Below are 21,823 nucleotides of genomic sequence, written 5' to 3'. Positions count from 1 at the left end.
CGTCCATTGCTCAGGCAACGGCAAACTGGTGGCATCACCCAGGATAAAAAAATGCAGAGCAACAAATCTGTATCTGCGTCAGAAACGACGTACGGACGTCTCGTCCCCTTCATCATCGCAATGGCCCTGGTTGTCATTGCCTCCAACTATCTGGTTCAGTTCCCAGTCTTTTTGACAATGGGTGAACTCAAGCTGGACGACCTCTTGACCTGGGGCGCCTTTACCTACCCGGTCGCTTTCCTGGTCACGGATCTTTCCAACCGAAAATTTGGGCCAAGACGGGCGCGCGTCGTTGTCTTTACGGGCTTCCTTTTCGCGGTTTTCCTGTCCTGGTATCTCTCGACGCCTCGGATCGCTATTGCATCGGGCTCAGCCTTTTTGGTGGCGCAACTCCTCGACGTTACGATCTTCAACCGGCTGCGCAATTCGTTCTGGTGGCACGCGCCGCTGGTTTCGTCGTTTTTCGGGTCGATCATCGATACGCTGATATTCTTCTCGCTGGCCTTCGCCACCGGTTTCAGCTTCATCGGTCCAAATGATGCTTTCGCTATCGATCTCGCGCCGCTTGCCGGCGTCGTCAATATCCATGCGCCCCGCTGGGTCTCCTGGGCGATCGGCGACCTGACAGTGAAGTTGTTGGTAGCGCTCGCTCTGCTGGCGCCTTACCGCGTCGTCATCGCCTGGACCCACCCGGCCAGGACCACAGCCTGAACAAGCTGTTCAATTCATGGTCTTCGGTTCATCCACGAGCCGGAACTCGAGCATCAGCGTCCGCTGCAGAATCGAGCGGTTGTCGTCGGACACCAGCATGATATGCGTGCCGCCGTCAGGGGTCTCAAACACATCGAGCCCCTCCATATTATCGATTTGATTGGCGAGGTTCGCCTCCATGATCACCTCGCCGTCCACCGTCGCGCCGGGCCTGATATCTCCGGCGGCGATCCGCCGGATCCGCATACCGATACCGTCGGCAAGATTGAAGCGCCGCTCCAGAACCAGAAGAGCGCCGTCGGGCAAAAAATCTGCGTCTGTGATGTCGTAGCGGCCCCATCGCCTGACGAAAAATACGCCCTTTTGCGGACCCGAAAGAACGGCAGCGAATATATCGCCTTTCTTGTCCAGGCTTTTTTCGGTCAGGACGACGATGGAACCATCCAGCGCTCCGCCGGATGGCGCTTTCGCTATTGCTTCCATCCCGGCATTTGACCGGAATTCGTGCAATGGGATTGGATGCGGCAGGTTCTTGCCCGCACTGCGCGGAATGAGGTTGAGATCGAATGCTCCGATTCGATGGTCGCGCTCAAAACTCACCAGAACGCGGTTGCCGTCGATGACCATACCTTCAGCGTCCGAACCATATTTATCGTCGCCGTTTCCGAGGATTTTGCCAACGGCAAAATCCGTGACGGCGGATGGCCGGCCAGCTTGGTCGCGTTCAAGCGTCCCGAAATACCAGTAGCCAGTATCCATGACGCCCAGAAAGTTGCGATCGTCCAACATCCGGATCGCAGACATGCCGCCGAATTTGCTGCTGTGCGAGGAAAGCTCGAGACCTCCGACAAATTCCAGCGATCCGAAACGTGTCTCGGTCGATCCGACGCGAAAGCGATTTATTACATCCGACTGTACGGGGATCTTCTCAGTGCCGGCGGGGGCCGCCAGCGCGCATACAGAAGAAACAAGCGCAAGACTGATTAGAAAGAATGCCGTTTTCAGTATCGAGGCTGGTAGAGTTCTACCGTTCAAATGATCTTACCCCGCCCGGCGGTATCCACCGCCCTTCGCCGAGCTGTCCTCTTCCTCGAAAAGCGCTGCCAGCTGTTCCGTCATTGCGCCGGCGAGTTCTTCCGCATCGACAATGGTGACTGCGCGCCGATAGTAACGCGTCACGTCATGACCGATACCAATGGCAAGCAGTTCGATCGGCGACCGGGTTTCGATTTCCTCGATCACAGCGCGTAGATGTCGCTCCAGATAGTTGCCGGGATTAACCGAAAGCGTTGAATCGTCAACTGGCGCGCCATCCGAAATCATCATGAGAATCCGGCGCTGTTCGGGACGTCCAAGCATCCTGTTGTGCGCCCAGATCAGCGCCTCGCCGTCGATATTCTCCTTCAACAGGCCTTCGCGCATCATCAGACCGAGATTTCGGCGCGCCCTTCGCCAGGGCGCATCCGCCGATTTGTAGATGATGTGCCTGAGGTCGTTAAGACGGCCGGGCGTAGCCGGCTTGCCGTCTGACAGCCATTTTTCTCGCGATTGCCCGCCTTTCCACGCCTTTGTCGTAAATCCGAGGATTTCGACCTTCACACCGCAGCGCTCAAGCGTTCGCGCCAGGATGTCGGCGCAGGTTGCGGCGACCGTGATTGGCCTTCCACGCATGGATCCTGAATTGTCGATCAGCAGCGTGACGACTGTGTCGCGGAAATTGGTGTCACGCTCCATCTTGAAGGACAGTGGCTGCATCGGATCTATGATCATGCGCACGAGGCGGGCGGAGTCGAGATAGCCTTCCTCGAGATCGAATTCCCAACTGCGGTTCTGCTGCGCCATCAGCCGGCGCTGCAGCCTATTGGCGAGCCGTCCGACAACGCCCTGCAAATGGGCAAGCTGCTTGTCGAGAAAACTGCGGAGACGTTCCAGTTCCGCTTCGTCGCAAAGCTCTTCAGCTTCGATCATTTCGTCGAAGGCGGTCGTGAAGACCTTGTAATCGACCTTCTGGTCGAGATCGTCGAAAGGGGTGTTCGGGCGCCGCGTTTCACCGGGCGTTTCGGTTTCGTCGTCCAGATCGTCCGGCGAATCTTCGTCGGACAGTTCCGCGCCGTCCATCTCGCCGTCGTCCATTTGCTCGTCGGCGGCTTCGTTCTCGTCGGCTGGCGAGGCTTCAGAGCCGGCTTCTTCTTCCGAACTCTGCTGGTTTTCCTCTTCTGATCTGGGCTGGTCGTCGTCGCTGCTGTCTTCCTGGTCGTCGGACTGCTCCTGGTCCTCGCCATATTCCTCGGCGACGTCCATATGGGCGAGCATGTCCCGCACCAGCCGGGCGAACCCTTTCTGGTCCTCGATCTTCTCGTCCATATGGGTGAGGTCTTCGCCGGCTTTCTCTTCAATCCAGTCGCGCCACAGATCGACCACCGGACCGGCGCTCTCCGGCGCTTTGAGGCCCGTCAGTTTTTCACGCACCAGCAACGCCAGAGCATCATGCAAAGGAGCCTGGGACCGGTCTGTCAGGTTAGCGAAATTCGACTTGGCGTAACGGTCGGAAAGCGCGGCGGTCAGATTATCGGCGACGCCGGCCATGCGGTTTGAGCCGATAGCCTCGACGCGGGCCTGCTCGACAGCGTTGAAGATCTGCCGCGCATCTTCGCCCGCAGGCGACATCGTATTGTGGAGAGTGGCGTCGTGACAGGCCTTGCGCAGGGCCAGCGAATCGCCGACGCCGCGGGTGATCTGCACGTCCGTCTGGCTTGGCTTTTTCGGAAGATCCGGCAAACGCATCCGCTCACCGGCGAGACCGGGGCGGTCATTGGCGAAAACGACTTCCAGTTCTCCGTCGTTCGCGATCGAACGGACACAGCCGGTCAAGGCGCGCTTGAACGGCTCAACGTCAACCGGTCCGCCCGGCTTCGCCTTCGAATTGTCTCCACGGCCCGCCATGGCGTAATCAGCTGTCGAGTACGATATTGGCGGCGCTTTCCTTCAGTTCTTCACCGAAGGCCCGCTGATACTGCTCCGCCACGAGTGTGCGCTCCAGCTCATCGCACTTGTTGAGAAAGGTCAGGCGAAAGGCGAAGGCGACATCGCCAAAGATTTCGGCGTTTTCGGCCCAGGTGATCACCGTTCTGGGGCTCATGACAGTTGACAGGTCGCCGTTTATGAACGCCGCGCGCGTCATGTCAGCGACGCGAACCATCTTGGAAACGGTTTCGCGGCCTTCTTCGGTGGTAAAGCTCTTCACCTTAGCGATAACGATATCAACCTCGTTGTCATGCGGCAGATAGTTCAGCGTCGTGACGATCGACCAACGGTCCATCTGCGCCTGATTGATCTGCTGCGTGCCATGGTAGAGGCCCGTCGTGTCGCCGAGACCGACCGTGTTCGCTGTTGCGAACAGGCGGAAAGCGGGGTGCGGGCGGATCACCCGGCTCTGGTCGAGAAGCGTCAGGCGACCTGACGATTCCAGCACGCGCTGAATAACAAACATCACATCCGGCCGGCCGGCGTCATACTCGTCGAAGACGAGTGCGATATTGTGTTGATACGCCCAGGGAAGAATGCCGTCTCGAAATTCCGTGACCTGCTGGCCGTCCTGAAGAACGATGGCGTCCTTGCCAACAAGGTCAATACGGCTGACATGGCTATCGAGATTGACGCGCACACACGGCCAGTTGAGTCTGGCGGCGACCTGCTCGATATGCGTCGACTTTCCGGTGCCGTGATATCCGGAGATCATCACGCGACGATTGTGGGCGAAGCCCGCAAGGATCGCCATCGTGGTTTCCTTGTCGAACAGATAGTCCGGATCGAGGTCGGGCACATATGCGTCGCCCTGGCTGTAGGCAGGCGCCTTCCAGTCGCTGTCGATACCGAAGAGTTCACGCACCGACACCGTACTGTCCGGCAGATTGTTTATGTCCAGGTCGATCTTGTTCATTGTAACTCCAACGCGATCCTCGCCGGGGTCGCTCCGTCCAATTCTGCTTGATTGATGACTGTCAAAGGTCTCTTGAGGAACCGTCTAGCAGAAACCGGACTGCTTTAACAATTGGTAGGCCTGTATCACAGCCCGAAAACGCTCTTCCGAGCGGCGATCACCGCCATTGGCGTCCGGGTGATGCAGTTTGACGAGCTCCTTGTAGCGCGACTTAATGTCCGAGGAGGTTGCATTGGCGGCCAGACCCATGGTGTCGAAAGCCTTGGCCTCAAGGGTTTTCAGCTTGCGCTGCCGAGGTTGCGGCTTGCGACCGGCCTTGCCCTCCTCAAACAACCTGAAAGGATCGCGCATATTCGCGAAGGACGCTGCGCTGCCTGATCTGGTCTGTGCGTGTCGCGGCGACGCCTTTGAGGTCTTGTTGACGCCGATGGTCCATGTTGGACGATGGCCGGTCAGGGCCTCCTTCTGATAGCGCGCGATCTCGCCGTCAGACAGTCCCGAGAAATAATTGTAGCCCTTGTTGTACTCGCGCACATGTTCGGCGCAGAACATGAAATACTGACCTTCCGCGTCACGACCGACCGGCGCGCGGAATTCGGCTTTCTTTTCGCAACCGTCCCACTGGCAAATCGGCGTGTCGGGCTTTGCGGCGCCCGGTCCCTTCTTGCCTTTTTTCTTGGAAGAACGGATGCTGTCAAAATATTTCGAATCCAGCTTCATAGTCACAGTTATGGTGATCTCACAATCGATGAACAAGAATTGACTTTCAGCAATCCGCGCGATTATCGGAACTGCTGACGCCGATGGCCATTACTTCGCAAGTGCGAAGGCGCGATAGCATAGCAGGATTGACCGTTCATGACAGACAAATCTGACACGATTGAAGCACGAATTACAAAAAAGCTGCATGCGGCGTTTTCGCCGACCGAGCTTGAAGTGATCAATGAGAGTCATCTCCACGCAGGGCACCAGGAGGCCTTCGACGGTTCCGGCGAAACCCACTTCCGGGTTCGTCTCGCCAGCGAAAAATTTGACGGCATGACGCGACTTGCTCGTCACAGGGCTGTTAACGAGATCCTTGCCGATGAACTTGCTGACGGCGTGCATGCGCTCGCGGTGGAACCGCGCGCGCCTGGCGAAGCATCGCGACGTTAGTTTCAATCAGCGCTCCGAATCGGCTGCGAGCGGACGGATGCGCAACTGGGTGATGCGGTTCTTGTCTCGCTTCATCACGATGAAGCGCTTTCCGTAATAGGTAAAGGCCTGCCGCTCCTCCGGGATGATCTTTGATTCGTGAATTACCAGACCCGCGACGGTGGTGGCCTCCTCGTCGGGAAGTTCCCAGTCAAGCGCCCGGTTGAGATCCCGGATAGGCACATTGCCGTCCACCACAACCGAGCCGTCCGCTTCCTGGCGCACGCCTTGCAGGTCGAGATCGTGCTCATCGGAAATGTCGCCGACGATTTCCTCAAGGATGTCTTCGAGCGTAACCAGTCCCTCCACCTCGCCATATTCGTCCACGACGATCGCGAAATGGGTCTTGCGGCGCAGGAAAGCGTTGAGCTGATCTTTCAGATTTGTGGTGTCGGGCACGAACCAGGGTTTCTGGGCAATCTTGACGATATCGATTTCGGAGGCGCTGGCGCCTGATCCGGCAAGCGCCCTGAGCACGTCCTTGGCGTGGATGACGCCAATGATATTGTCGCTCTCGCCGCGCCAGACCGGCATGCGGGTGTATGGGCTCTTGAGGATCTGCTGAACGACTTCTTCCGGCGGCTCGTCGGCATTAATCATGCGCATCGACGTACGATGCACCATAATATCCGACACTTCGAGCTCGCCGAGATCGAGAACGCCGCCCAGCCGGTCCCGGTCCGCCTTGATGACAGAACCTTCCTGGTGCAGCAGCGCCACCGCGCCGCGTATCTCCTCATGCGCCGACAACATGGAGCGGTCGGACGAGAATTCGACGCCGAGCGCCGCCAGCAGATTGCGCACGATCCAGTTCACCCCGGTCGACAGAGGGCCGACAACGACGAGAAAGACGCGTATCACCGGAGCGACAGCCATGGCGAAACGATCAGGCGTTGATATCGCCCAGCTTTTTGGAAGCACTTCGGCGAATATCACCAAAAGAACCGTCATGGCCAGCGTCGCATAGACCACGCCGCTGTCGCCAAGCAGGCCGAGAAACAGGCTTGTGGCAAGCGATGAGGCCAGAATGTTGACGAGATTGTTTCCGATCAGAAGCGCGCCGATCAGCCGGTCCTGGCGAGCGATCAGACGCGTGACTATGCCGGCCCTCGCCTCTCCATTGGCGTCAAGCTGATGCATTCGGGCCCGGGAAACAGCGGTCAGCGCGGTTTCAGACCCCGAAAAGAAGCCCGAAACCACAATAAGAACGAGAATGAAAATGAGAATCAGCCAGTATTCGCCGATCATTGCCCGTATTTCTCCTTCAGGAACAACTCAACCTCGGAAGCCGGGACATCCCTGGCGACAAAGGATTGTCCTACACCTTTGGTCAGAATGAAAGTCAGGCGTCCGCGCTCCACCTTTTTGTCCTGTGCAATATGCTCCAGCAGACGATCAGGCGGCGGTAGGTCGCCCGGTATGTCGGACAGCGTCGTCGGCAGTCCAACCTCGGCCAAATGCGCCTCAACCCTTCTTGCGTCGTCGACGCTCGCGAGGTTGAGCCGCACCGAGAATTGATGCGCCAAAACCATGCCTATCGCCACGCCCTCGCCATGCACGAGGCGGCTGCTGTCGTATCCAACCGCGGCTTCCAACGCATGGCCGAACGTGTGGCCGAGGTTAAGCAGCGCCCGCGCGCCTGATTCCCGTTCGTCGGCCGCGACCACAGCCGCCTTCGCGCGGCAACTTGTTGCGATCGCCCGTCTGCGCGCTTCTCCCCCCGCGAAGACGTCCTTCCAGTTCCCTTCCAACCAGGCGAAGAACTCCGGCTGGTCGATAAGCCCGTATTTCGCTGTTTCAGCGTAACCCGCACGAAACTCACGCGCGCTCAACGTGTCGAGAACGCTCGTGTCAGCAAGAACCAGCGCCGGCTGATGAAACACGCCAATGAGGTTCTTGCCTCGGGCCGAATTGATGCCCGTCTTGCCTCCAACAGAGGAATCCACCTGCGCCAGCAGCGTCGTCGGAATCTGAACAAAATGCATGCCGCGGCGAACGACGCCGGCGGCAAAGCCGGTCAGATCCCCAATGACGCCGCCGCCCAGCGCGATCACGACGTCGCGCCGCTCAAGGCGGGCGGCAAGGATCTCGTCAACCACGGTCATCAGATGCTCAAAGCTTTTGGTCTTTTCGCCGGGCGGCATGATAATCGCTGCGTTGTCAACGCCGGCGGACGCGAGACTGTTCCGGAGCCGCTCGAGATAAAGGCTTGCGACCGTCTCGTCGCTGACAATGGCGGCCCGCGCGCCTGGAAAACGCTCCGCGATCCCCTTGCCGGCGCGGTCGACGAGACCATCGCCGATCAGGATGTCGTACGATCGATTGCCGAGATCAACCAAGACCCGATCCGCGTCCTCCGTCGCCTCAATCATCATTGGCTGCTCCCGCTGCATCCATATAGTTTCGTTTCATCTGAAGGACGGCGTTTATCACCTCGCCGACGATCACATCCTTCGCGACATCACGCGAATTCACCACCAGATCGGCTTCAGCATAGATCGGATATCGTTGCTCCATCAGATTTCGCAAGGTCTGTCTGGGATTTTCGGTTTGCAACAACGGCCTGTGGCTACGGCGGCGCACCCGCTCCCAAAGCACGTCAAGATCGGCCTTCAGCCAGACCGAAAGGCTCCTTTGCAGGATCTCCTGGCGCGTGGCCGGATTGATGAAGGCGCCGCCGCCTGTCGACAGGACTATCGGCCCGTCCTTGAGGAGCCGGCTGATCACCCGCCCCTCCAGAGCCCTGAACTCCGCCTCGCCATACGATGCAAACAGATCCGAAATCGGCATGCGCGAAGCTTTTTCGATTTCGTTGTCGGAATCGATGAAAGGAATACCGATGGCGTTGGCGACCATCTTTCCAATAACAGATTTCCCGGCCCCCATCAGCCCAACAAAGACCAGCGCGCGCTTCCCCAGTAAGTCGCGCACCAATTCGGCCTGGGCCGACGACTTGTCTTCAGATCGGGAATTCATGGATCGAACCGTGCAACATGGATCCCGATATCAACAAATCTCGAGCCCCCGTCAAGCAGCCGACCGGAACGGTATCGGGCGATAGCCAGTCTTGAAATGGCCAACACGCTCAGGCCATAAAGGGAGTTGAAAGAGACAGGGCGAATGTTGCACTCGCCTGAATGGGATGCAGGAAACGGAAGCGCCGATGCCTTCACTGATCCGACTTGTGGTTTTTTGCGCCGTCATCGCCGGCCTGATCTACGGGTCGATGTATTTGCTGACGACCTATGTCGAGCCGAAACCGCGGGAAATAACCGTCCGGATTCCGACGGACAGGGTGAATCCGGATTAGCGCTGCAATTGGCGGCTTCTTAACCACATCACGGTTACTGTCCCTCCAACGACCTGAACAATAGCGGGAGCAACGTGTCAGATCCAGGCAGAACCTACCTCGAAACCTTTTTGGAGATGATGAGCGCCGAGCGGGGTTCATCAAAGAACACCCTCGCCAGCTATCGCAACGACCTCGCCGATCTTCACGGATTTCTCGCCAGTCGCAAACGCGGCCTGACAGGGGCGGCCACTGAGGATTTGCGGGCTTATCTCGCCGACATTGCCAGCCGCGGTCTCGCCGCAAGCTCCCAGGCGAGACGATTGTCGTCCATGCGTCAGTTCTACCGTTTTCTCTACTCAGAAGGGCTCCGCGGCGATGACCCGACCGGCAATCTCGATGCCCCGCGCCAGATGCGCAGCCTGCCGAAGACAATCTCTTCGAAGGAGGTGAGCCAGTTGCTCGACAGGGCGCAACTCGAATGCGAGGTCCCGGGGCTGGATGCGCAAACCAGGCTTGGCAGACTGCGTCTCAGGCTGCTTCTCGAACTGCTTTACGCCACCGGCATGCGGGTGAGCGAACTGGTCACGTTGCCGCTGTCGGCTGCTTTGCAAGAGGAAAAGCGCTTCCTGATCGTTCGCGGCAAAGGCGACAAGGAAAGGCTTGTGCCGCTGTCGGAAACCGCCCGCCAGGCGATGACCGCCTATCTGGACACCATGACGCAAAACGGCCGCGAAACGCCGCCACATCGACAGGCGTTCCTTTTTCCCTCACGATCGGCGGACGGACATCTGCCCCGCCAAGTGTTCGCAAGGGACCTTAAGGCGCTGGCGGTGCGCTGTGGAATGCGATCATCACAGCTCTCGCCACACGTTGTCCGCCATGCATTCGCGAGCCACCTCCTCGAAAATGGCGCGGATCTGCGCGTCGTGCAGGAATTGCTTGGTCATTCCGACATTTCGACGACGCAGATTTACACGCATGTTTTGGAGGAGCGGTTGCAGAGACTGGTCAGGAACCACCATCCGCTTGCAAGAAAATCCGGATAATGCGCATTTTGGACCGGTTTTTCGGTTTTTACTTGCTTTAGACCGCGTTGACTTTTAGCCAAGAAACACATTTCGTCTCACCGGCAATCCGAAAAAAACAGAGACATGCACAACTATCTCGATTTCGAAAAACCTCTTTCCGATATTGAAGGAAAAATACGCGAACTCCGCAAGGTCGCGGGAGACGGCGAGATTATCGACACGTCTTCGGAAATCGAGAAGCTCGAAATCAAGGCGCGCGATACGCTGGCCGAACTCTATTCCAAGCTCACGCCCTGGCAGAAAACGCAGGTCGCCCGTCATTCCGATCGACCGCATTTCGTCGATTACGCCGCCGCCCTCTTCGACGAGTTCACGCCACTGGCTGGCGACCGAAAATTCGCCAATGACGAAGCCATACAAGCCGGGCTTGGACGTTTTCGCGGGCAGGCGGTCGCCATCATCGGCCAGGAAAAGGGCCATGATACGAAAACCCGTATCCTGCACAATTTCGGCAGCGCCAGACCGGAAGGCTATCGCAAGGCGGTTCGGATCCTGGAGCTTGCTGACCGGTTCTCGCTTCCCGTCATTACGCTGGTCGACACGTCCGGCGCCTATCCGGGCATCGGCGCGGAAGAGCGCGGACAGGCCGAAGCGATCGCCCGCTCCACTGAAGTGTGCCTGAAGGTCAAGGTTCCGATCATCTCGGTTATTCTCGGCGAAGGCGGTTCGGGCGGCGCAATCGCCATCGCAACCGCCAATCGGGTCTTCATGCTCGAACACGCCATCTACAGCGTGATTTCACCAGAAGGGGCCGCTTCCATTCTGTGGCGTGACGCCACCCGTGCGAAAGACGCAGCGACCAACATGAAGATCACAGCGCAGGATTTGCAGGCGCTCGGCGTCGTCGACGGCGTCATCAAGGAGCCGATTGGCGGCGCTCATCGGGACGCCAAGGCGGTGATTGCGGCCACCGGCGACACCATAGACAAGGCGCTGCAGGAACTGATGTCTAAAGACGCAGACACGCTGCTTGCAGCAAGACGGCAGAAGTTTCTGGCGATCGGCCGCAGCGGATAACGATCAATTTGTTACCAGCCGTCAGATCAAATTGAGTTCAACAATCACAGTTTTTGCTTTATATTTACGCTCCACAGTACAAAATTCGGCATCGTGGTAAAGATTCGTGAACCATATTCGCCATAATTCTGGTCGATCAGGGTGAGGCCCTTCAAGGGCTACTTCGAAAACCGGGACGGAAATGCCAGTCGCAAACATCACCAAAGCCCGTCGTCTGAAAACGACTGTCGCAGTTTTGGGCCTGTCCCTTGCGCTGACAGCCTGTCAGGATGTGCTGGAGTCGGTCGACAACAAGGCTGAATACCCTCTCCCGGACAAGCTCGTGAACAAGATGAAGGCGCACGACCAGCGGGTTCGCGCGCCGATCATGATGCGGATCTTCAAGGAAGAGGGCGTTCTCGAAATCTGGAAAGCCAAGACCAATGGCCGTTACGCCATGGTCAAGGAATACGAGATCTGCAAATGGTCCGGCAAACTTGGCCCGAAATTCAAGGAAGGCGACCGGCAGGCGCCCGAAGGCTATTACGAGATTCGTCCTTACCAGATGAATCCCAAGTCGAACTACTATCTCGCATTCAACATGGGTTATCCCAACACCTATGATCGTTCGCATGGCCGGACGGGAAGCAATCTGATGGTGCACGGCGCCTGTTCTTCCGCCGGATGCTATTCAATGACCGACGAACAGGTCCTCGAGATTTACGCCTTTGCGCGTGAAGCCTTTCGTGGAGGACAGCCATTCTTCCAGGTGCAAGCCTATCCGTTCCGCATGACGGCCGAAAACATGGCGCGGCACCGCGGCAACGATCACTATGAATTCTGGGAGATGCTCAAAGTCGGCTACGATCACTTCGAACTCACGAAGATGCCGCCGAAAGTTGACATTTGCGACCGCAGATACGTGTTTAACCAGGTCGCCGACGACGACAAGGAGTTCAACGCCAGACAGGCTTGCCCGCCGTCGGAAGCACCGCAATCGCTGCGGCTCGCCTATGCGTCCTACCTGGACACATACAACACGGAATTCGCTGCTGAAGTCAGCAAACTGGAGGCAAAGCGGAAACCGAGAGTCGTTTCGATTGTTCCGGAAGCCCAGGCAACCCCCGAACAAAGCACGCCGAAGCTCAACAACCGGAATGCGCGTAACGTTCCGGCGACGGCCGGACTCCTGGAAGAAACAGCGGCACAGCCGACTAGCGAGGTCGCGCCGCAGGCGGAGCAGGCTGCAACGGAGGCGCCAGGAACGGCTCCCGAACTACCTGAAACCCGGGAGACGGCGGAAATCACGGAAGAACAGCAGGCCGGCCAACCCCAGGATGCAAAATCCAAAAAAACCTGGTGGAAAGTCTGGAAAAGGGAATGACCCGGTCCTCAACGACCGAGATCTATGATCTGCGCGGACTGAAATGCCCGCTGCCGGTTCTCAAGACGCGGCGTCGCCTGCAGAATCTCAAGGCAGGCGACCGGATTTGGGTCGAGACCAGCGACCCGCTCGCCGCTATCGACATTCCGCATTTTTGCAAGGAGGCCGGTCACCTTCTGGTCGAGACCACAACGATCGCCGATGGCAATCGTTTCCTGATCGAAAAGAGATAGCGCTTTTCATCCCGCCCGGACGCCCGGGACGGCGAGTGGGTTGTTTGCAAGTGCTTCGCGATCGGGCGTGTCAATGCTCGGCGTGCCGAGAATAGCGTCGAATAACCTGCGGACGTAGTTTTCATCGAGATCGCGGGAGATAATTACCAGCCGCGTTCTGCGATCCTCATCCGGCCACGCGGCCAGTCTCGCAGGCGGATGAAAAACACTCTGCACGCCATGGACGACCAGCGGGCGATCGGGATTGTCCGCAAGGCGCACAATCGCCTTAAAGCGCAACAAACGCTCGCCCTGGACCGATCGAAGCAGATCGATGAATGTTTCAAAGGCGCCTGGATCGATTGGCTTGTCGTGTTGCAGCGTGAAGGCGCGAATACGGCTATCGTGTCGATTGACGTCATGCCCATGGTGATGGTGATGTTCTTCGACAGCTGCGTCTCTCAGCCAGCGGGAGACATCAGCCGTCTTGGTCTCCGGATCGTAGAGGCCGCAATCGAACAGCTCCGCCTTGATCCCTCCGCCATCCTGGGCGGACACCTGTGGCGCGCCCGGGTTGAGTTGCATCAACCGTGTCGTGAAACGTGCGAATTCCGGTGAGTCCCGATCGACAAGGTCCGTTTTGGTCAGAACGATCCTGTCGGCCATTGCTACCTGTTTGATTGCTTCTTCGTGATTGTCGAGCGTCGTGGACCCGTTGACGGCGTCGACCGTGACGATCACGCCGTCAAGACGATAGACCTGCGAAAGCACGGGCTGCGCCATGATAACCTGCAGCACCGGCGCAGGATCGGCGAGCCCCGTCGTTTCAATTAACACGCGGCTAAGCGCCCTGATGCGTCCGGTCTGAAGACGATCGATCAGATCGGCCAGCGTATCGACGAGATCGCCGCGAATGGTGCAACACAAACAACCGTCCGAGAGTTCGATCACGCCGTCATTGGACTGTTCGACCAGAAGATGATCGATGCCGACATCGCCGAACTCGTTGATGATCACGGCAGTGTCGACCAGAGACGGATCTTTCAGAAGCCGGTTGAGGAGCGTCGTCTTGCCGCTCCCGAGAAATCCCGTGACGATCGAAACCGGTATTGGCGTTGCAGGAGCCATAACCACGAACTCCTGCGCTAACGCCGCGGCTTCGGCCGGGGCACGGGCATACCCGGCGCAGGCTGCCCGGTCGATACAGGCGCGGCGGAGGCGCCTGCCGTGATCGCGACAACGCCGCGGCCAATCTGGGCGGGCCGGGGTTTCGGCACCGGAATTCTTCGCCCGGCGAGCGCCGGATTAACGCTGCCGACGAGGCCAACGGACACCGCGCGCGCTGGCCGGCGCATCGGATGGATATAGGCGGACGTTACGCTGAGATTGCCGCTCTCATCGGTAACCCGATTGCGGTTCTTGCGCGCTTCCGCAGAACAGATCTGCGGTCTGAGGTCGACCGTTTGTAGCCTATTGGCGCCATAGGGCTTCAGGGAATCCAGTCTAGGGGCGGCGAATTTCGAAGAGGTTAGTCCCTTTTGCAGCAGACGGGCTGATTCACTGGCTCTTTCTTCCTGATCCTTTGCTCCCAGAACAACCGACACGACCGTGCGTCCATTGCGGGTTGCGGAGGAAACCTGGTTGAAGCCGGAGGAGCAGATGAAGCCGGTTTTCATGCCGTTGGCGCCGCGAAACCGGCCGATGAGAATATTGTAATTCTCGTATGTTCGCTTTCCTGTGGAGATCGCCTCCAGGTTGAAATAGAGAGAAAATTGCGGAAACTCGTTGTGTAAGGCCATCCCAAGCAACGCCATATCGCGCGCCGTGGTGCTTTGGCCCTTTCCTGGCAAGCCGTGCGGATTGACAAATCGCGTATCCATGAGGCCAAGACGACGGGCTTCGGCGTTCATTCGGTCGACAAATGCCTGCTGCGATCCTGCGACCGATTCGGCGATCGCCTCCGACACGTCATTGGCGGATTTCACGAGAATGATCTTCAAGGCGTTGTCGAGGGTAAGTTGCGATCCGGGCTTGTAATACATCTTGCTGGGCGGCGCCTTGGCCGCCTCGGCGCTGACGGTTACCAGAGAGTCCATGCTGACCTGGCCGGCGCGCACGGCCCGGAATACGACATAGGCCGTCATCAGTTTGGTTAGCGAAGCTGGATACCACCGTTGGAAGGCGTCATTATGCTCGAGCACCCGGCCGCTTTCGACATCCACCACAATGGTGGGCCCGGCGGCCTGCGCCGGTCCTGTCAACAGAAGCAACAGGCTCAGCAGGAGAAGCAATGGACCCGGATTGGTCCTATTTCGAAATGTTGTCACGTCGAACCTCTCGCAGAATGCGAATTGTGTGTACCGACAAGCTGGCATATATGCCATATAACAAAATAACCAATACCTACAAAACGAGGTTATTATTAATGCCGATATTGAATCGAGCCGCAGAAATGCAGGAAGAAATCTCCCAGTGGCGCCGCCACCTCCATACTCAGCCCGAACTTCTGTTTGATGTCCACAAGACTGCGGGTTTCGTCACGGAGAAGCTGAAGGCGTTCGGTTGCGACGATGTCATAACCGGAATCGGGCGCACCGGCGTGGTCGGCATTATCAAGGGATCGGGCGGCGGAGACCGGGTTATCGGATTACGCGCCGATATGGACGCACTGCCTATCAAGGAAGCCACGGGCAAGCCCTGGAGTTCCGAAGTTGACGGCAAAATGCACGCCTGCGGCCATGACGGCCACACGGCCATGCTTCTGGGCGCCGCCAAATATCTTGCTGAGACACGCAATTTCAGCGGCGCTGTAGCGGTAATATTTCAGCCGGCGGAAGAAGGCGGCGCTGGTGGCCGCGAGATGGTCAATGACGGGATGATGGAACGCTTTGGCATCGCCGAAGTCTATGGCATGCACAATCTGCCGGGGCTGCCGGTTGGCGAATTCGCGATTCGCAAGGGCGCCATAATGGCTGCAACCGACGAGTTTTCGATCAAGCTTAAAGCGCGCGGCGGCCATGCGGCGATGCCGCATCAGGCGATCGATCCGATCGCCATCGGCGCCCAGATTGTCTCTAGTCTGCAGTTGATTGCTTCGAGAAACACAAGTCCGGTCGATTCTGTCGTCGTTTCGGTAACGAAATTTCAGGCGGGCACCACGCACAACGTGATCCCCTCCGAAGCAGAACTGGGCGGCACTATCCGGACCCTCTCCGCCGATGTCCGCAAGATGGCCGAGGATCGTCTCAAGCAGATCGCGACCGGCATCGCCGCGTCACACGACGCCTCGGCGTCCATTCACTTCCACCGCGGCTATCCCGTGACCTACAATCACGACGACCAGACTGACTTTTCGATCTCCGTAGCCGAGCAGGTCACCGGACCAAACCGTGTCGTCACCGATACCGATCCGACGATGGGCGGCGAGGATTTTTCCTTCATGCTGGAAGCGCGCCCCGGAGCCTTCATATTCATGGGCAATGGCGACACGGCGAATCTGCATCACCCCGAATATGATTTCAACGACGAAGCGATCAGCTACGGCGTATCATACTGGGTTCGGCTTGCAGAAACGGCGCTGGCGAACTGATCGGTTCACAAGCCGATTGCGACATCGCGGCCGGCGGACCGGATCGCGACTGAGAACCCGGCCACCAAGTCAATCAGCGCGATTGCGGTGAGAATAAAGAAGGTTCCGGTCGCAGCCTGTCTGACGGTGAGAAATTCGATCAAAAACGCGATGAATACGAGCGTCGACAGCAGATGATCGGCAAGCGACCAGGAGCCGGTCCGGGTCGCCTTCAATATTTCTACGAATAACAGGACAAGCGCTCCGGCGATCAGCATCGCTGAAAGGTCCATGGTCCAGACAGCGCCGGACAGCATTTCCAGGCTGAACATCGTCGACGTAAGCGCCCCGAAATCCTGTCCAAGCATTGGCGCGAACAAGATGGCGTTGTAGGCGATCAACGGAATGATCATCAGTGGAATAGTTGCAATCATCTGAGAACCTGCTTCATGACACCCGGATACTACTCGTGGAAAGTAGTATTTGTTCCGAATATGAAGAATAAAGTCCGTGTCAGAATTGCGGCCAGACGTTCCAACCGGTTTGACCAATAACAAAAAGGCCGGCGCACGGCCGGCCATTTTCAACAGCGATTGACGCCCGCGTCAGGCGTCTTCTTTGACCTTCAGAACCTGTCGACCGCGATACATGCCGGTCTTCAGATCGATATGATGCGGACGGCGCAGTTCGCCGGAAGTCTGGTCCTCGACATAGGTCGGAGCCTCCAGAGCGTCGGTCGAGCGGCGATTGCCACGCTTCGAGCGGGTCACTTTTCTCTTTGGTACAGCCATTTCACTACTCCACTCATGGATCAATGCGCCGGTTCCAGCCGATGCGGCCGGATCGAGCGCATGTCAATCTCGGAAATTGGGCGGGCTTATACAGCGGATTTCACCGTTTGACCAGCATTACCGCGCATTTTTTTAAGCATGTCGACGAATCTCTTCTGGAAGAGTCAGACCTCGTCCTCTTCTACGATCCATGGCTCCTGCCTGCCGGAGAGTTCCCATTCGCGCCATGCGGGCAAGGACTTCATTGTTTTCATGTAGTCGAGGACCACCGGATCGCCCGCAAGCATGTAGATTTCAAGCCGGTTGACAACCGGCGCATACATGGCGTCAGCAATCGAGAAGTCGCTGAAAAGATAGGGTCCGCCATGGGCCTCGCTACACTCGCGCCAAATCTGCTCTACCCGCGCAACATCACGCTTGGCGGCGTCCGAAATCTCGAGGACGCCGGGCTCCCGACGCATGTTCATCGGACATTCGGACCGCAAGGCGATAAATCCACTGAGCATTTCAGCGCTGACGGAGCGCGCCTGCGCGCGCATTTCGGGCCGGACTGGCCAGAGCTGCTTTTCCGGGTAGAGATCGGCGAGATACTCCAGAATGGCAAGACTTTCCCAGACAGTAAGATCGCCATGCTTGAGCACCGGCACCCGGTTGGTCGGCGAAAAGGCTGCGAAAGCCGGGTTGCCCGCCGCGAAGTCGAACGGGACCAGTTCTTCATCGAACGGGATATCGAAGTGACGCATTGCGATCCACAGTCGGAAGGACCAGGACGAATAGTTCTTGTTACCGATGTAGAGAGTAAGATCGACCATTGCTTGGCTACCTGTCTGTGCGCCTAAGATTGAGCAGCGGCTCGAAGTGGTTCATGTCCTCGAAGCTGCAAAAATATGGATCATCGAGTTCCAGCGTCGGCGCTCTTGACTGCAACAACGTCGTGCAGTCGGCCAACGCCCTGGCATAGACAGGCAGCGCTTCCTCAGGCAACCAGTCTATGAGATAGGCGAGCGTAATGTGGAACACGTAGCCGTCATGGTCTGGATGCCGGAAGCCGAGCGGTTCGCAGAGTTCGTCGCGCCAGCGACGAAGCGTTGACTCGTCCTTGCCGGTCGCTCCGGCGAGAGTGACGCCAAGCGGCGTCACTCTTGCCGCCCGTGTACGGAATGCGCCGACATCCGGAAATGTCTTCAGGCGATCGCAATAGAGGTCCGTGATGCAGTCGAAATCGGCGTCATGATCGACCCCTTCCGGCCAAAATTTTTCCTTGCGCCGGAATTCGATGACGCCCTGGGCAAGGGTCATGTGAAGGCTCGAAACCGGAGTGAACGAGAAGTGATGCGCAAAGGGAAGTTTCATTAGCCGCGTGCGGACTTCGACGAGAGCCGCTTGCGTCGTCGAACCTTTTGTCACATGGCTGACGATAGTGTTGCCCGGTTCATTCAGGAAATTGCCCTCGCTGTCGAAACGGGTTCCGTAATGCCGGGTCGGACCTGACTTGCCTGTGGCGCCAAAGGCGCGCAGCGCTTCAATCGCTGTGTCTGTCTGCATCGTAGGTCCTGTAACCGAAGAGCCTGTGGCTGATTCTATCGTGACGCATGTGCGCCGACCAACCAATAAAATTAACCGGCCTCATCAAGACATTTGATATATGCGCCCGATTGCGCGGCCCGTTTCTCGACAATGCCTGCAAGGCGGGTCATGCCGCTCGACGGCTTCGCCGGATTACGTTCGATCGGATTTGGAAGCGAAACCGCAAGATAGGCCGCCTGCCGCCGTGACAGTTGCGCGGCCGATACGCCGAAATACCGTTCGGAGGCTGCGCCGATCCCGTAAAGGTCAGGCCCCCATTGGGCGATATTGAGGTAGATTTCCATCGTCCTGCGTTTCGACCAGACGGCATCGACCACCATGGCCAGCGGAACTTCAAGCAGCTTGCGGATATAGGATCGACTGGACCACAGATAGAGATTCTTCACCGTCTGCATGGCGATTGTGCTGGCGCCCCGGGTTCGTTCACCCTCGAGAGCATTGTCTATCACGCTGTCGAGCGCGCCCCAGTCAACGCCGCCATGGGCGCAAAACCGGCCGTCTTCGGACATCATTACTGACTGAACGAGAGCCGGCGAAATATCCTCGAAATCCACCCATTGGCGGTCATAACCTCGCAATAAAACAACATCGCGCAGCATCAGGGTGGAAACCGGGTGAAGAGCGGGCGCTCGATAGAGCGCTGTGAGGGCGGCGACCAGAACAACCCAGGCGACGACGACAGCAAATATCCACCGAACCGCTTTCCGGATCCAGGATCTGGGTTTGCTGGTCGCCATCTTCGCCTTTGCCGCCGTTTTCCTGAACACCGCATGCGCAGAACTTTCTAAAGCACATCCTGCGACGCGATAACAGTCCGCACATCAATACAAGTGTCCTGTGGCTTGCCGATGGTCACAAGCCATGTCAATAAGCCGGCCATGAACGACGCATCAAAAAGTTTCAGCGGGCTTTTGACCCAGCGGGCCGTCGAGGTCGAAGCCGTGCTCGACCGGTTGCTCTCGCCCGATTGCGCCGGGGAGGAAATCACTCGCCCGCCGAAACTGCTTGCGGCCATGCGCCATGGAGTTCTGAACGGCGGCAAACGTATCCGGCCTTTCCTGGTCATCGAGGCGGCCCGCATCTTCGACGCCGATATGGCGGCGGCGCTGGCGACAGGCGCGGCGCTGGAGCTTATACATTGCTATTCGCTGATTCATGATGATCTACCGGCGATGGATAACGACGATTTGAGACGCGGGAAGCCGACCGTGCACATCGCCTTTGACGAGGCGACGGCGATCCTCGCCGGCGATTCCCTGCTAACTTTGGCTTTCGATGTTCTTGCCCGACCGCAATCCGGGCTGGATGATAGTCGCAAGGCGGCGCTGATGCTTGGGCTTGCGCAGGCTGCGGGGATGGGCGGCATGGCGGGAGGACAGATACTCGACCTCGACGCCGAAAGTACTGCACCGGATGAATCAGGGATCATCCGGCTCCAATCGATGAAGACCGGCGCGCTGTTGCGCTATGCCTGCGAGGCCGGCGCGATCGTCGGCAATGCGACGGCGACGGAACGCGACGGGTTGAAACGCTTCGGCGAGATGATCGGCCTTGCCTTCCAGCTTGCCGACGACCTGCTGGACGTAACTTCAGATGCAAGCCAGATGGGCAAGGCGACCGGCAAGGACGCCGCGCGTGGAAAGGGGACGCTGATCGGCTTGCACGGCGTGGAATGGGCGCGCGAACGGCTTGACGGATTGGTAGGCGAGGCTCGCGCCTTGCTGGAGCCCTTTGGCGATCGCGCCGACATCCTGCGACAAACTGCCAATTTTATCGCCAACCGCGAAAGCTGAACCCGAACTACTCGGCTGCTTCCACCTTTTGCCCGAAGCGGTTTTCGATGTATTCGCCCACCATCGCCTCGAAAGCCGCCGCAATGTTTGCCCCGCGCAACGTCTTGACCTTTTCCCCGTCGACGAAGACCGGCGCAACCGGCGTTTCGCCGGTGCCGGGAAGAGAAATACCGATGTCCGCGTGCTTCGACTCCCCTGGCCCGTTTACAATGCAGCCCATAACCGCGACGTTCAGCGCTTCGACGCCCGGATATTTCTCACGCCAGACCGGCATGTTGCGGCGAATGTCGTCCTGAATTTTCTGCGCCAGTTCCTGAAACACCGTCGAGGTCGTCCGGCCACAGCCCGGACACGCCGCGACGATGGGAACGAACTGACGAAATCCCATGACCTGCAGAAGCTCCTGCGCCACCTGCACCTCGCGGGTGCGGTCGCCGCCGGGTTCCGGCGTCAGGGAAATGCGAATCGTGTCTCCAATGCCCTGCTGCATCAGGATGGCGAGCGCCGCTGACGAAGCGACGATCCCCTTCGTGCCCATGCCGGCTTCAGTCAGGCCCAGATGCAGGGCGTGGTTCGAGCGTTTCGCGAGTTCGGCATAGACGGCGATCAGGTCCTGGACCTGGCTGACCTTGGCCGACAGGATGATCCGGTCGCGCCCAAGCCCCAGTTCCTCGGCGAGTTCGGCCGAAAGCAGCGCCGACTGGACAACCGCCTCGCGCATGACTTCCTGCGCGCTCAACGGGCCGCCTCGCTCCTGGTTTTCGTCCATCAGCCTCGTAAGCAGAGCCTGGTCAAGCGAACCCCAGTTGACGCCGATCCGCACAGGTTTGTCGTAACGCATCGCCATTTCGATGATCGCGGCGAATTGCTTGTCCTTCTTGTCCTTGAAGCCGACATTGCCCGGATTGATGCGGTATTTCGCCAGCGCTTCTGCGCAGGCCGGGTGGTCGGCGAGCAATTTGTGGCCAATATAGTGGAAGTCGCCAACGAGAGGCACGTCGACGCCGAGCCGCATCAAACGGTCGCGTATGCGCGGCACCGCGGCCGCGCTTTCATCACGATCGACCGTGATGCGCACGATTTCCGAACCTGCCTTGTGGAGAGCGGCGACCTGCGCAACCGTCAAATCCACGTCCGCCGTATCTGTATTGGTCATTGACTGGACGACGATAGGGCTCGATCCGCCGACCACCACGCCGCCGACGTCAACGCCCGTCGACTGGCGGCGTTCAAAAACCTCTGCGTAATAGGAATCCATCGTTTCTGT

24 protein-coding genes are annotated in these 21,823 nt (G+C 58.4%); 9 read left to right on the top strand and 15 right to left on the bottom strand.

The genetic code is table 11. From position 1 onward, the window contains the following. Positions 1-51: 51 nt before the first annotated feature. Positions 52-711 carry a queuosine precursor transporter gene (locus tag AAFN47_RS15640; RefSeq protein ID WP_499810182.1) on the top strand — a complete coding sequence of 220 codons (660 nt, stop codon included), beginning with the start codon at positions 52-54 and terminating at the stop codon, positions 709-711. A gap of 9 nt (positions 712-720) precedes the next feature. Here the strand turns inward: AAFN47_RS15640 and AAFN47_RS15635 are convergent, their stop codons facing one another. The 4 genes from AAFN47_RS15635 to AAFN47_RS15620 form a co-directional block, all read right to left on the bottom strand. After that, positions 721-1,746, bottom strand: coding sequence for an esterase-like activity of phytase family protein (locus tag AAFN47_RS15635; protein ID WP_499810181.1), 1,026 nt, complete (start codon positions 1,744-1,746; stop codon positions 721-723). A gap of 6 nt (positions 1,747-1,752) precedes the next feature. Further along, entirely contained in the window at positions 1,753-3,654 is a 1,902-nt protein-coding gene (gene cobT, locus AAFN47_RS15630; RefSeq protein WP_499810180.1) for a cobaltochelatase subunit CobT, read from the bottom strand. A gap of 7 nt (positions 3,655-3,661) precedes the next feature. After that, positions 3,662-4,651 carry a cobaltochelatase subunit CobS gene (gene cobS / locus AAFN47_RS15625; RefSeq protein ID WP_499810179.1) on the bottom strand — a complete coding sequence of 330 codons (990 nt, stop codon included), beginning with the start codon at positions 4,649-4,651 and terminating at the stop codon, positions 3,662-3,664. An 84-nt stretch (positions 4,652-4,735) separates the two neighbouring features. Then, positions 4,736-5,371 carry a J domain-containing protein gene (locus AAFN47_RS15620; RefSeq protein ID WP_499810327.1) on the bottom strand — a complete coding sequence of 212 codons (636 nt, stop codon included), beginning with the start codon at positions 5,369-5,371 and terminating at the stop codon, positions 4,736-4,738. A 138-nt stretch (positions 5,372-5,509) separates the two neighbouring features. Between AAFN47_RS15620 and AAFN47_RS15615 the strand changes: the two genes are divergently transcribed. Then, on the top strand, positions 5,510-5,806 hold the full coding sequence (locus tag AAFN47_RS15615; RefSeq protein ID WP_499810178.1) for a BolA family protein: 297 nt from the start codon (positions 5,510-5,512) through the stop codon (positions 5,804-5,806). Positions 5,807-5,812: 6 nt separating this feature from the next. On the opposite strand, the gene AAFN47_RS15610 is transcribed toward AAFN47_RS15615, so the two are convergent. The 3 genes from AAFN47_RS15610 to AAFN47_RS15600 are packed head-to-tail and all read right to left on the bottom strand — an operon-like array spanning position 5,813 to position 8,821. Continuing rightward, positions 5,813-7,093: an HlyC/CorC family transporter gene (locus AAFN47_RS15610; RefSeq protein ID WP_499810177.1), complete on the bottom strand. Its 1,281-nt coding sequence runs from the start codon at positions 7,091-7,093 to the stop codon at positions 5,813-5,815. Then, the gene (gene aroB / locus AAFN47_RS15605; RefSeq protein ID WP_499810176.1) at positions 7,090-8,220 is read right to left on the bottom strand and encodes a 3-dehydroquinate synthase; all 1,131 of its coding nucleotides are present in this window, start codon (positions 8,218-8,220) and stop codon (positions 7,090-7,092) included. Before aroB ends, AAFN47_RS15610 begins: the two co-directional genes overlap by 4 nt. After that, positions 8,210-8,821, bottom strand: a complete 612-nt coding sequence (locus AAFN47_RS15600; RefSeq protein ID WP_499810175.1) for a shikimate kinase — start codon at positions 8,819-8,821, stop codon at positions 8,210-8,212. The genes aroB and AAFN47_RS15600 overlap by 11 nt, the downstream gene beginning before the upstream one ends. A gap of 187 nt (positions 8,822-9,008) precedes the next feature. Here AAFN47_RS15600 and AAFN47_RS15595 point away from each other — a divergent pair, with 187 nt between their 5' ends. The 5 genes from AAFN47_RS15595 (at position 9,009) to AAFN47_RS15575 (ending at position 12,838) form a co-directional block, all read left to right on the top strand. Continuing rightward, the gene (locus AAFN47_RS15595) at positions 9,009-9,155 is read left to right on the top strand and encodes a hypothetical protein (RefSeq protein ID WP_499810174.1); all 147 of its coding nucleotides are present in this window, start codon (positions 9,009-9,011) and stop codon (positions 9,153-9,155) included. 74 nt (positions 9,156-9,229) lie between these two features. After that, positions 9,230-10,183, top strand: a complete 954-nt coding sequence (gene xerD / locus AAFN47_RS15590) for a site-specific tyrosine recombinase XerD (protein WP_499810173.1) — start codon at positions 9,230-9,232, stop codon at positions 10,181-10,183. A 105-nt stretch (positions 10,184-10,288) separates the two neighbouring features. Beyond that, entirely contained in the window at positions 10,289-11,242 is a 954-nt protein-coding gene (locus AAFN47_RS15585) for an acetyl-CoA carboxylase carboxyltransferase subunit alpha (RefSeq protein ID WP_499810172.1), read from the top strand. Positions 11,243-11,423: 181 nt separating this feature from the next. After that, a complete protein-coding gene (locus tag AAFN47_RS15580) occupies positions 11,424-12,605 on the top strand; it encodes a L,D-transpeptidase family protein (protein ID WP_499810171.1) in 1,182 nt (393 codons plus the stop codon). Continuing rightward, a complete protein-coding gene (locus tag AAFN47_RS15575) occupies positions 12,602-12,838 on the top strand; it encodes a sulfurtransferase TusA family protein (RefSeq protein WP_499810170.1) in 237 nt (78 codons plus the stop codon). The genes AAFN47_RS15580 and AAFN47_RS15575 overlap by 4 nt, the downstream gene beginning before the upstream one ends. Before the next feature lie 6 nt (positions 12,839-12,844). Here AAFN47_RS15575 and AAFN47_RS15570 read toward each other — a convergent pair whose 3' ends face one another. Together AAFN47_RS15570 and AAFN47_RS15565 are read right to left on the bottom strand one after the other, a co-directional pair. Then, positions 12,845-13,945 (bottom strand): CobW family GTP-binding protein, encoded by a 1,101-nt coding sequence (locus AAFN47_RS15570; protein ID WP_499810169.1) that lies wholly within the window; start codon positions 13,943-13,945, stop codon positions 12,845-12,847. A 17-nt stretch (positions 13,946-13,962) separates the two neighbouring features. Continuing rightward, entirely contained in the window at positions 13,963-15,144 is a 1,182-nt protein-coding gene (locus AAFN47_RS15565; RefSeq protein WP_499810168.1) for a D-alanyl-D-alanine carboxypeptidase family protein, read from the bottom strand. A 98-nt stretch (positions 15,145-15,242) separates the two neighbouring features. Here AAFN47_RS15565 and AAFN47_RS15560 point away from each other — a divergent pair, with 98 nt between their 5' ends. Further along, positions 15,243-16,406 (top strand): M20 aminoacylase family protein, encoded by a 1,164-nt coding sequence (locus tag AAFN47_RS15560; protein WP_499810167.1) that lies wholly within the window; start codon positions 15,243-15,245, stop codon positions 16,404-16,406. A gap of 5 nt (positions 16,407-16,411) precedes the next feature. Here the strand turns inward: AAFN47_RS15560 and AAFN47_RS15555 are convergent, their stop codons facing one another. From AAFN47_RS15555 to mtgA, 5 genes are all read right to left on the bottom strand, one after another. Beyond that, entirely contained in the window at positions 16,412-16,753 is a 342-nt protein-coding gene (locus AAFN47_RS15555; RefSeq protein ID WP_499810326.1) for a hypothetical protein, read from the bottom strand. Positions 16,754-16,990: 237 nt separating this feature from the next. Then, positions 16,991-17,176: a 50S ribosomal protein L32 gene (gene rpmF, locus AAFN47_RS15550; protein ID WP_220231310.1), complete on the bottom strand. Its 186-nt coding sequence runs from the start codon at positions 17,174-17,176 to the stop codon at positions 16,991-16,993. Positions 17,177-17,340: 164 nt separating this feature from the next. Next, positions 17,341-17,988 carry a glutathione S-transferase family protein gene (locus AAFN47_RS15545; protein ID WP_499810166.1) on the bottom strand — a complete coding sequence of 216 codons (648 nt, stop codon included), beginning with the start codon at positions 17,986-17,988 and terminating at the stop codon, positions 17,341-17,343. 7 nt (positions 17,989-17,995) lie between these two features. After that, positions 17,996-18,721, bottom strand: a complete 726-nt coding sequence (locus AAFN47_RS15540; RefSeq protein WP_499810165.1) for a DUF1868 domain-containing protein — start codon at positions 18,719-18,721, stop codon at positions 17,996-17,998. A 71-nt stretch (positions 18,722-18,792) separates the two neighbouring features. After that, positions 18,793-19,500, bottom strand: coding sequence for a monofunctional biosynthetic peptidoglycan transglycosylase (mtgA, locus tag AAFN47_RS15535; protein WP_499810164.1), 708 nt, complete (start codon positions 19,498-19,500; stop codon positions 18,793-18,795). A gap of 141 nt (positions 19,501-19,641) precedes the next feature. On the opposite strand from mtgA, the gene AAFN47_RS15530 reads away from it, so the two are divergent. Then, entirely contained in the window at positions 19,642-20,556 is a 915-nt protein-coding gene (locus AAFN47_RS15530) for a polyprenyl synthetase family protein (protein WP_499810163.1), read from the top strand. A 7-nt stretch (positions 20,557-20,563) separates the two neighbouring features. On the opposite strand, the gene ispG is transcribed toward AAFN47_RS15530, so the two are convergent. Further along, positions 20,564-21,814, bottom strand: coding sequence for a flavodoxin-dependent (E)-4-hydroxy-3-methylbut-2-enyl-diphosphate synthase (gene ispG, locus AAFN47_RS15525; protein ID WP_499810162.1), 1,251 nt, complete (start codon positions 21,812-21,814; stop codon positions 20,564-20,566). Positions 21,815-21,823 lie beyond the last annotated feature (9 nt).

The sequence above is a fragment of the Hoeflea sp. CAU 1731 genome (genome assembly GCF_039888615.1).
In the GTDB taxonomy this organism is placed as follows: Bacteria; Pseudomonadota; Alphaproteobacteria; order Rhizobiales; family Rhizobiaceae; genus Flavimaribacter.
The sequence above is the reverse complement of the archived record's forward strand: the minus strand, read 5'-3'. Positions and strand labels throughout refer to the sequence as shown.

Bases quoted from the DNA above. Each gene is read 5' to 3' on its own strand.
- AAFN47_RS15555 (WP_499810326.1), bottom strand. From the start codon at position 16,753: ATGCTTGGACAGGATTTCGGGGCGCTTACGTCGACGATGTTCAGCCTG.
- aroB (WP_499810176.1), bottom strand. From the start codon at position 8,220: ATGATGATTGAGGCGACGGAGGACGCGGATCGGGTCTTGGTTGATCTC.
- AAFN47_RS15585 (WP_499810172.1), top strand. From the start codon at position 10,289: ATGCACAACTATCTCGATTTCGAAAAACCTCTTTCCGATATTGAAGGA.
- AAFN47_RS15545 (WP_499810166.1), bottom strand. From the start codon at position 17,988: ATGGTCGATCTTACTCTCTACATCGGTAACAAGAACTATTCGTCCTGG.
- AAFN47_RS15570 (WP_499810169.1), bottom strand. From the start codon at position 13,945: ATGGCTCCTGCAACGCCAATACCGGTTTCGATCGTCACGGGATTTCTC.
- AAFN47_RS15530 (WP_499810163.1), top strand. From the start codon at position 19,642: ATGAACGACGCATCAAAAAGTTTCAGCGGGCTTTTGACCCAGCGGGCC.
- AAFN47_RS15595 (WP_499810174.1), top strand. From the start codon at position 9,009: ATGCCTTCACTGATCCGACTTGTGGTTTTTTGCGCCGTCATCGCCGGC.
- AAFN47_RS15610 (WP_499810177.1), bottom strand. From the start codon at position 7,093: ATGATCGGCGAATACTGGCTGATTCTCATTTTCATTCTCGTTCTTATT.
- AAFN47_RS15600 (WP_499810175.1), bottom strand. From the start codon at position 8,821: ATGAATTCCCGATCTGAAGACAAGTCGTCGGCCCAGGCCGAATTGGTG.
- AAFN47_RS15575 (WP_499810170.1), top strand. From the start codon at position 12,602: ATGACCCGGTCCTCAACGACCGAGATCTATGATCTGCGCGGACTGAAA.
- AAFN47_RS15640 (WP_499810182.1), top strand. From the start codon at position 52: ATGCAGAGCAACAAATCTGTATCTGCGTCAGAAACGACGTACGGACGT.
- AAFN47_RS15560 (WP_499810167.1), top strand. From the start codon at position 15,243: ATGCCGATATTGAATCGAGCCGCAGAAATGCAGGAAGAAATCTCCCAG.
- AAFN47_RS15540 (WP_499810165.1), bottom strand. From the start codon at position 18,721: ATGCAGACAGACACAGCGATTGAAGCGCTGCGCGCCTTTGGCGCCACA.
- AAFN47_RS15620 (WP_499810327.1), bottom strand. From the start codon at position 5,371: ATGAAGCTGGATTCGAAATATTTTGACAGCATCCGTTCTTCCAAGAAA.
- cobS (WP_499810179.1), bottom strand. From the start codon at position 4,651: ATGAACAAGATCGACCTGGACATAAACAATCTGCCGGACAGTACGGTG.
- rpmF (WP_220231310.1), bottom strand. From the start codon at position 17,176: ATGGCTGTACCAAAGAGAAAAGTGACCCGCTCGAAGCGTGGCAATCGC.
- AAFN47_RS15580 (WP_499810171.1), top strand. From the start codon at position 11,424: ATGCCAGTCGCAAACATCACCAAAGCCCGTCGTCTGAAAACGACTGTC.
- cobT (WP_499810180.1), bottom strand. From the start codon at position 3,654: ATGGCGGGCCGTGGAGACAATTCGAAGGCGAAGCCGGGCGGACCGGTT.
- mtgA (WP_499810164.1), bottom strand. From the start codon at position 19,500: ATGGCGACCAGCAAACCCAGATCCTGGATCCGGAAAGCGGTTCGGTGG.
- AAFN47_RS15615 (WP_499810178.1), top strand. From the start codon at position 5,510: ATGACAGACAAATCTGACACGATTGAAGCACGAATTACAAAAAAGCTG.
- ispG (WP_499810162.1), bottom strand. From the start codon at position 21,814: ATGGATTCCTATTACGCAGAGGTTTTTGAACGCCGCCAGTCGACGGGC.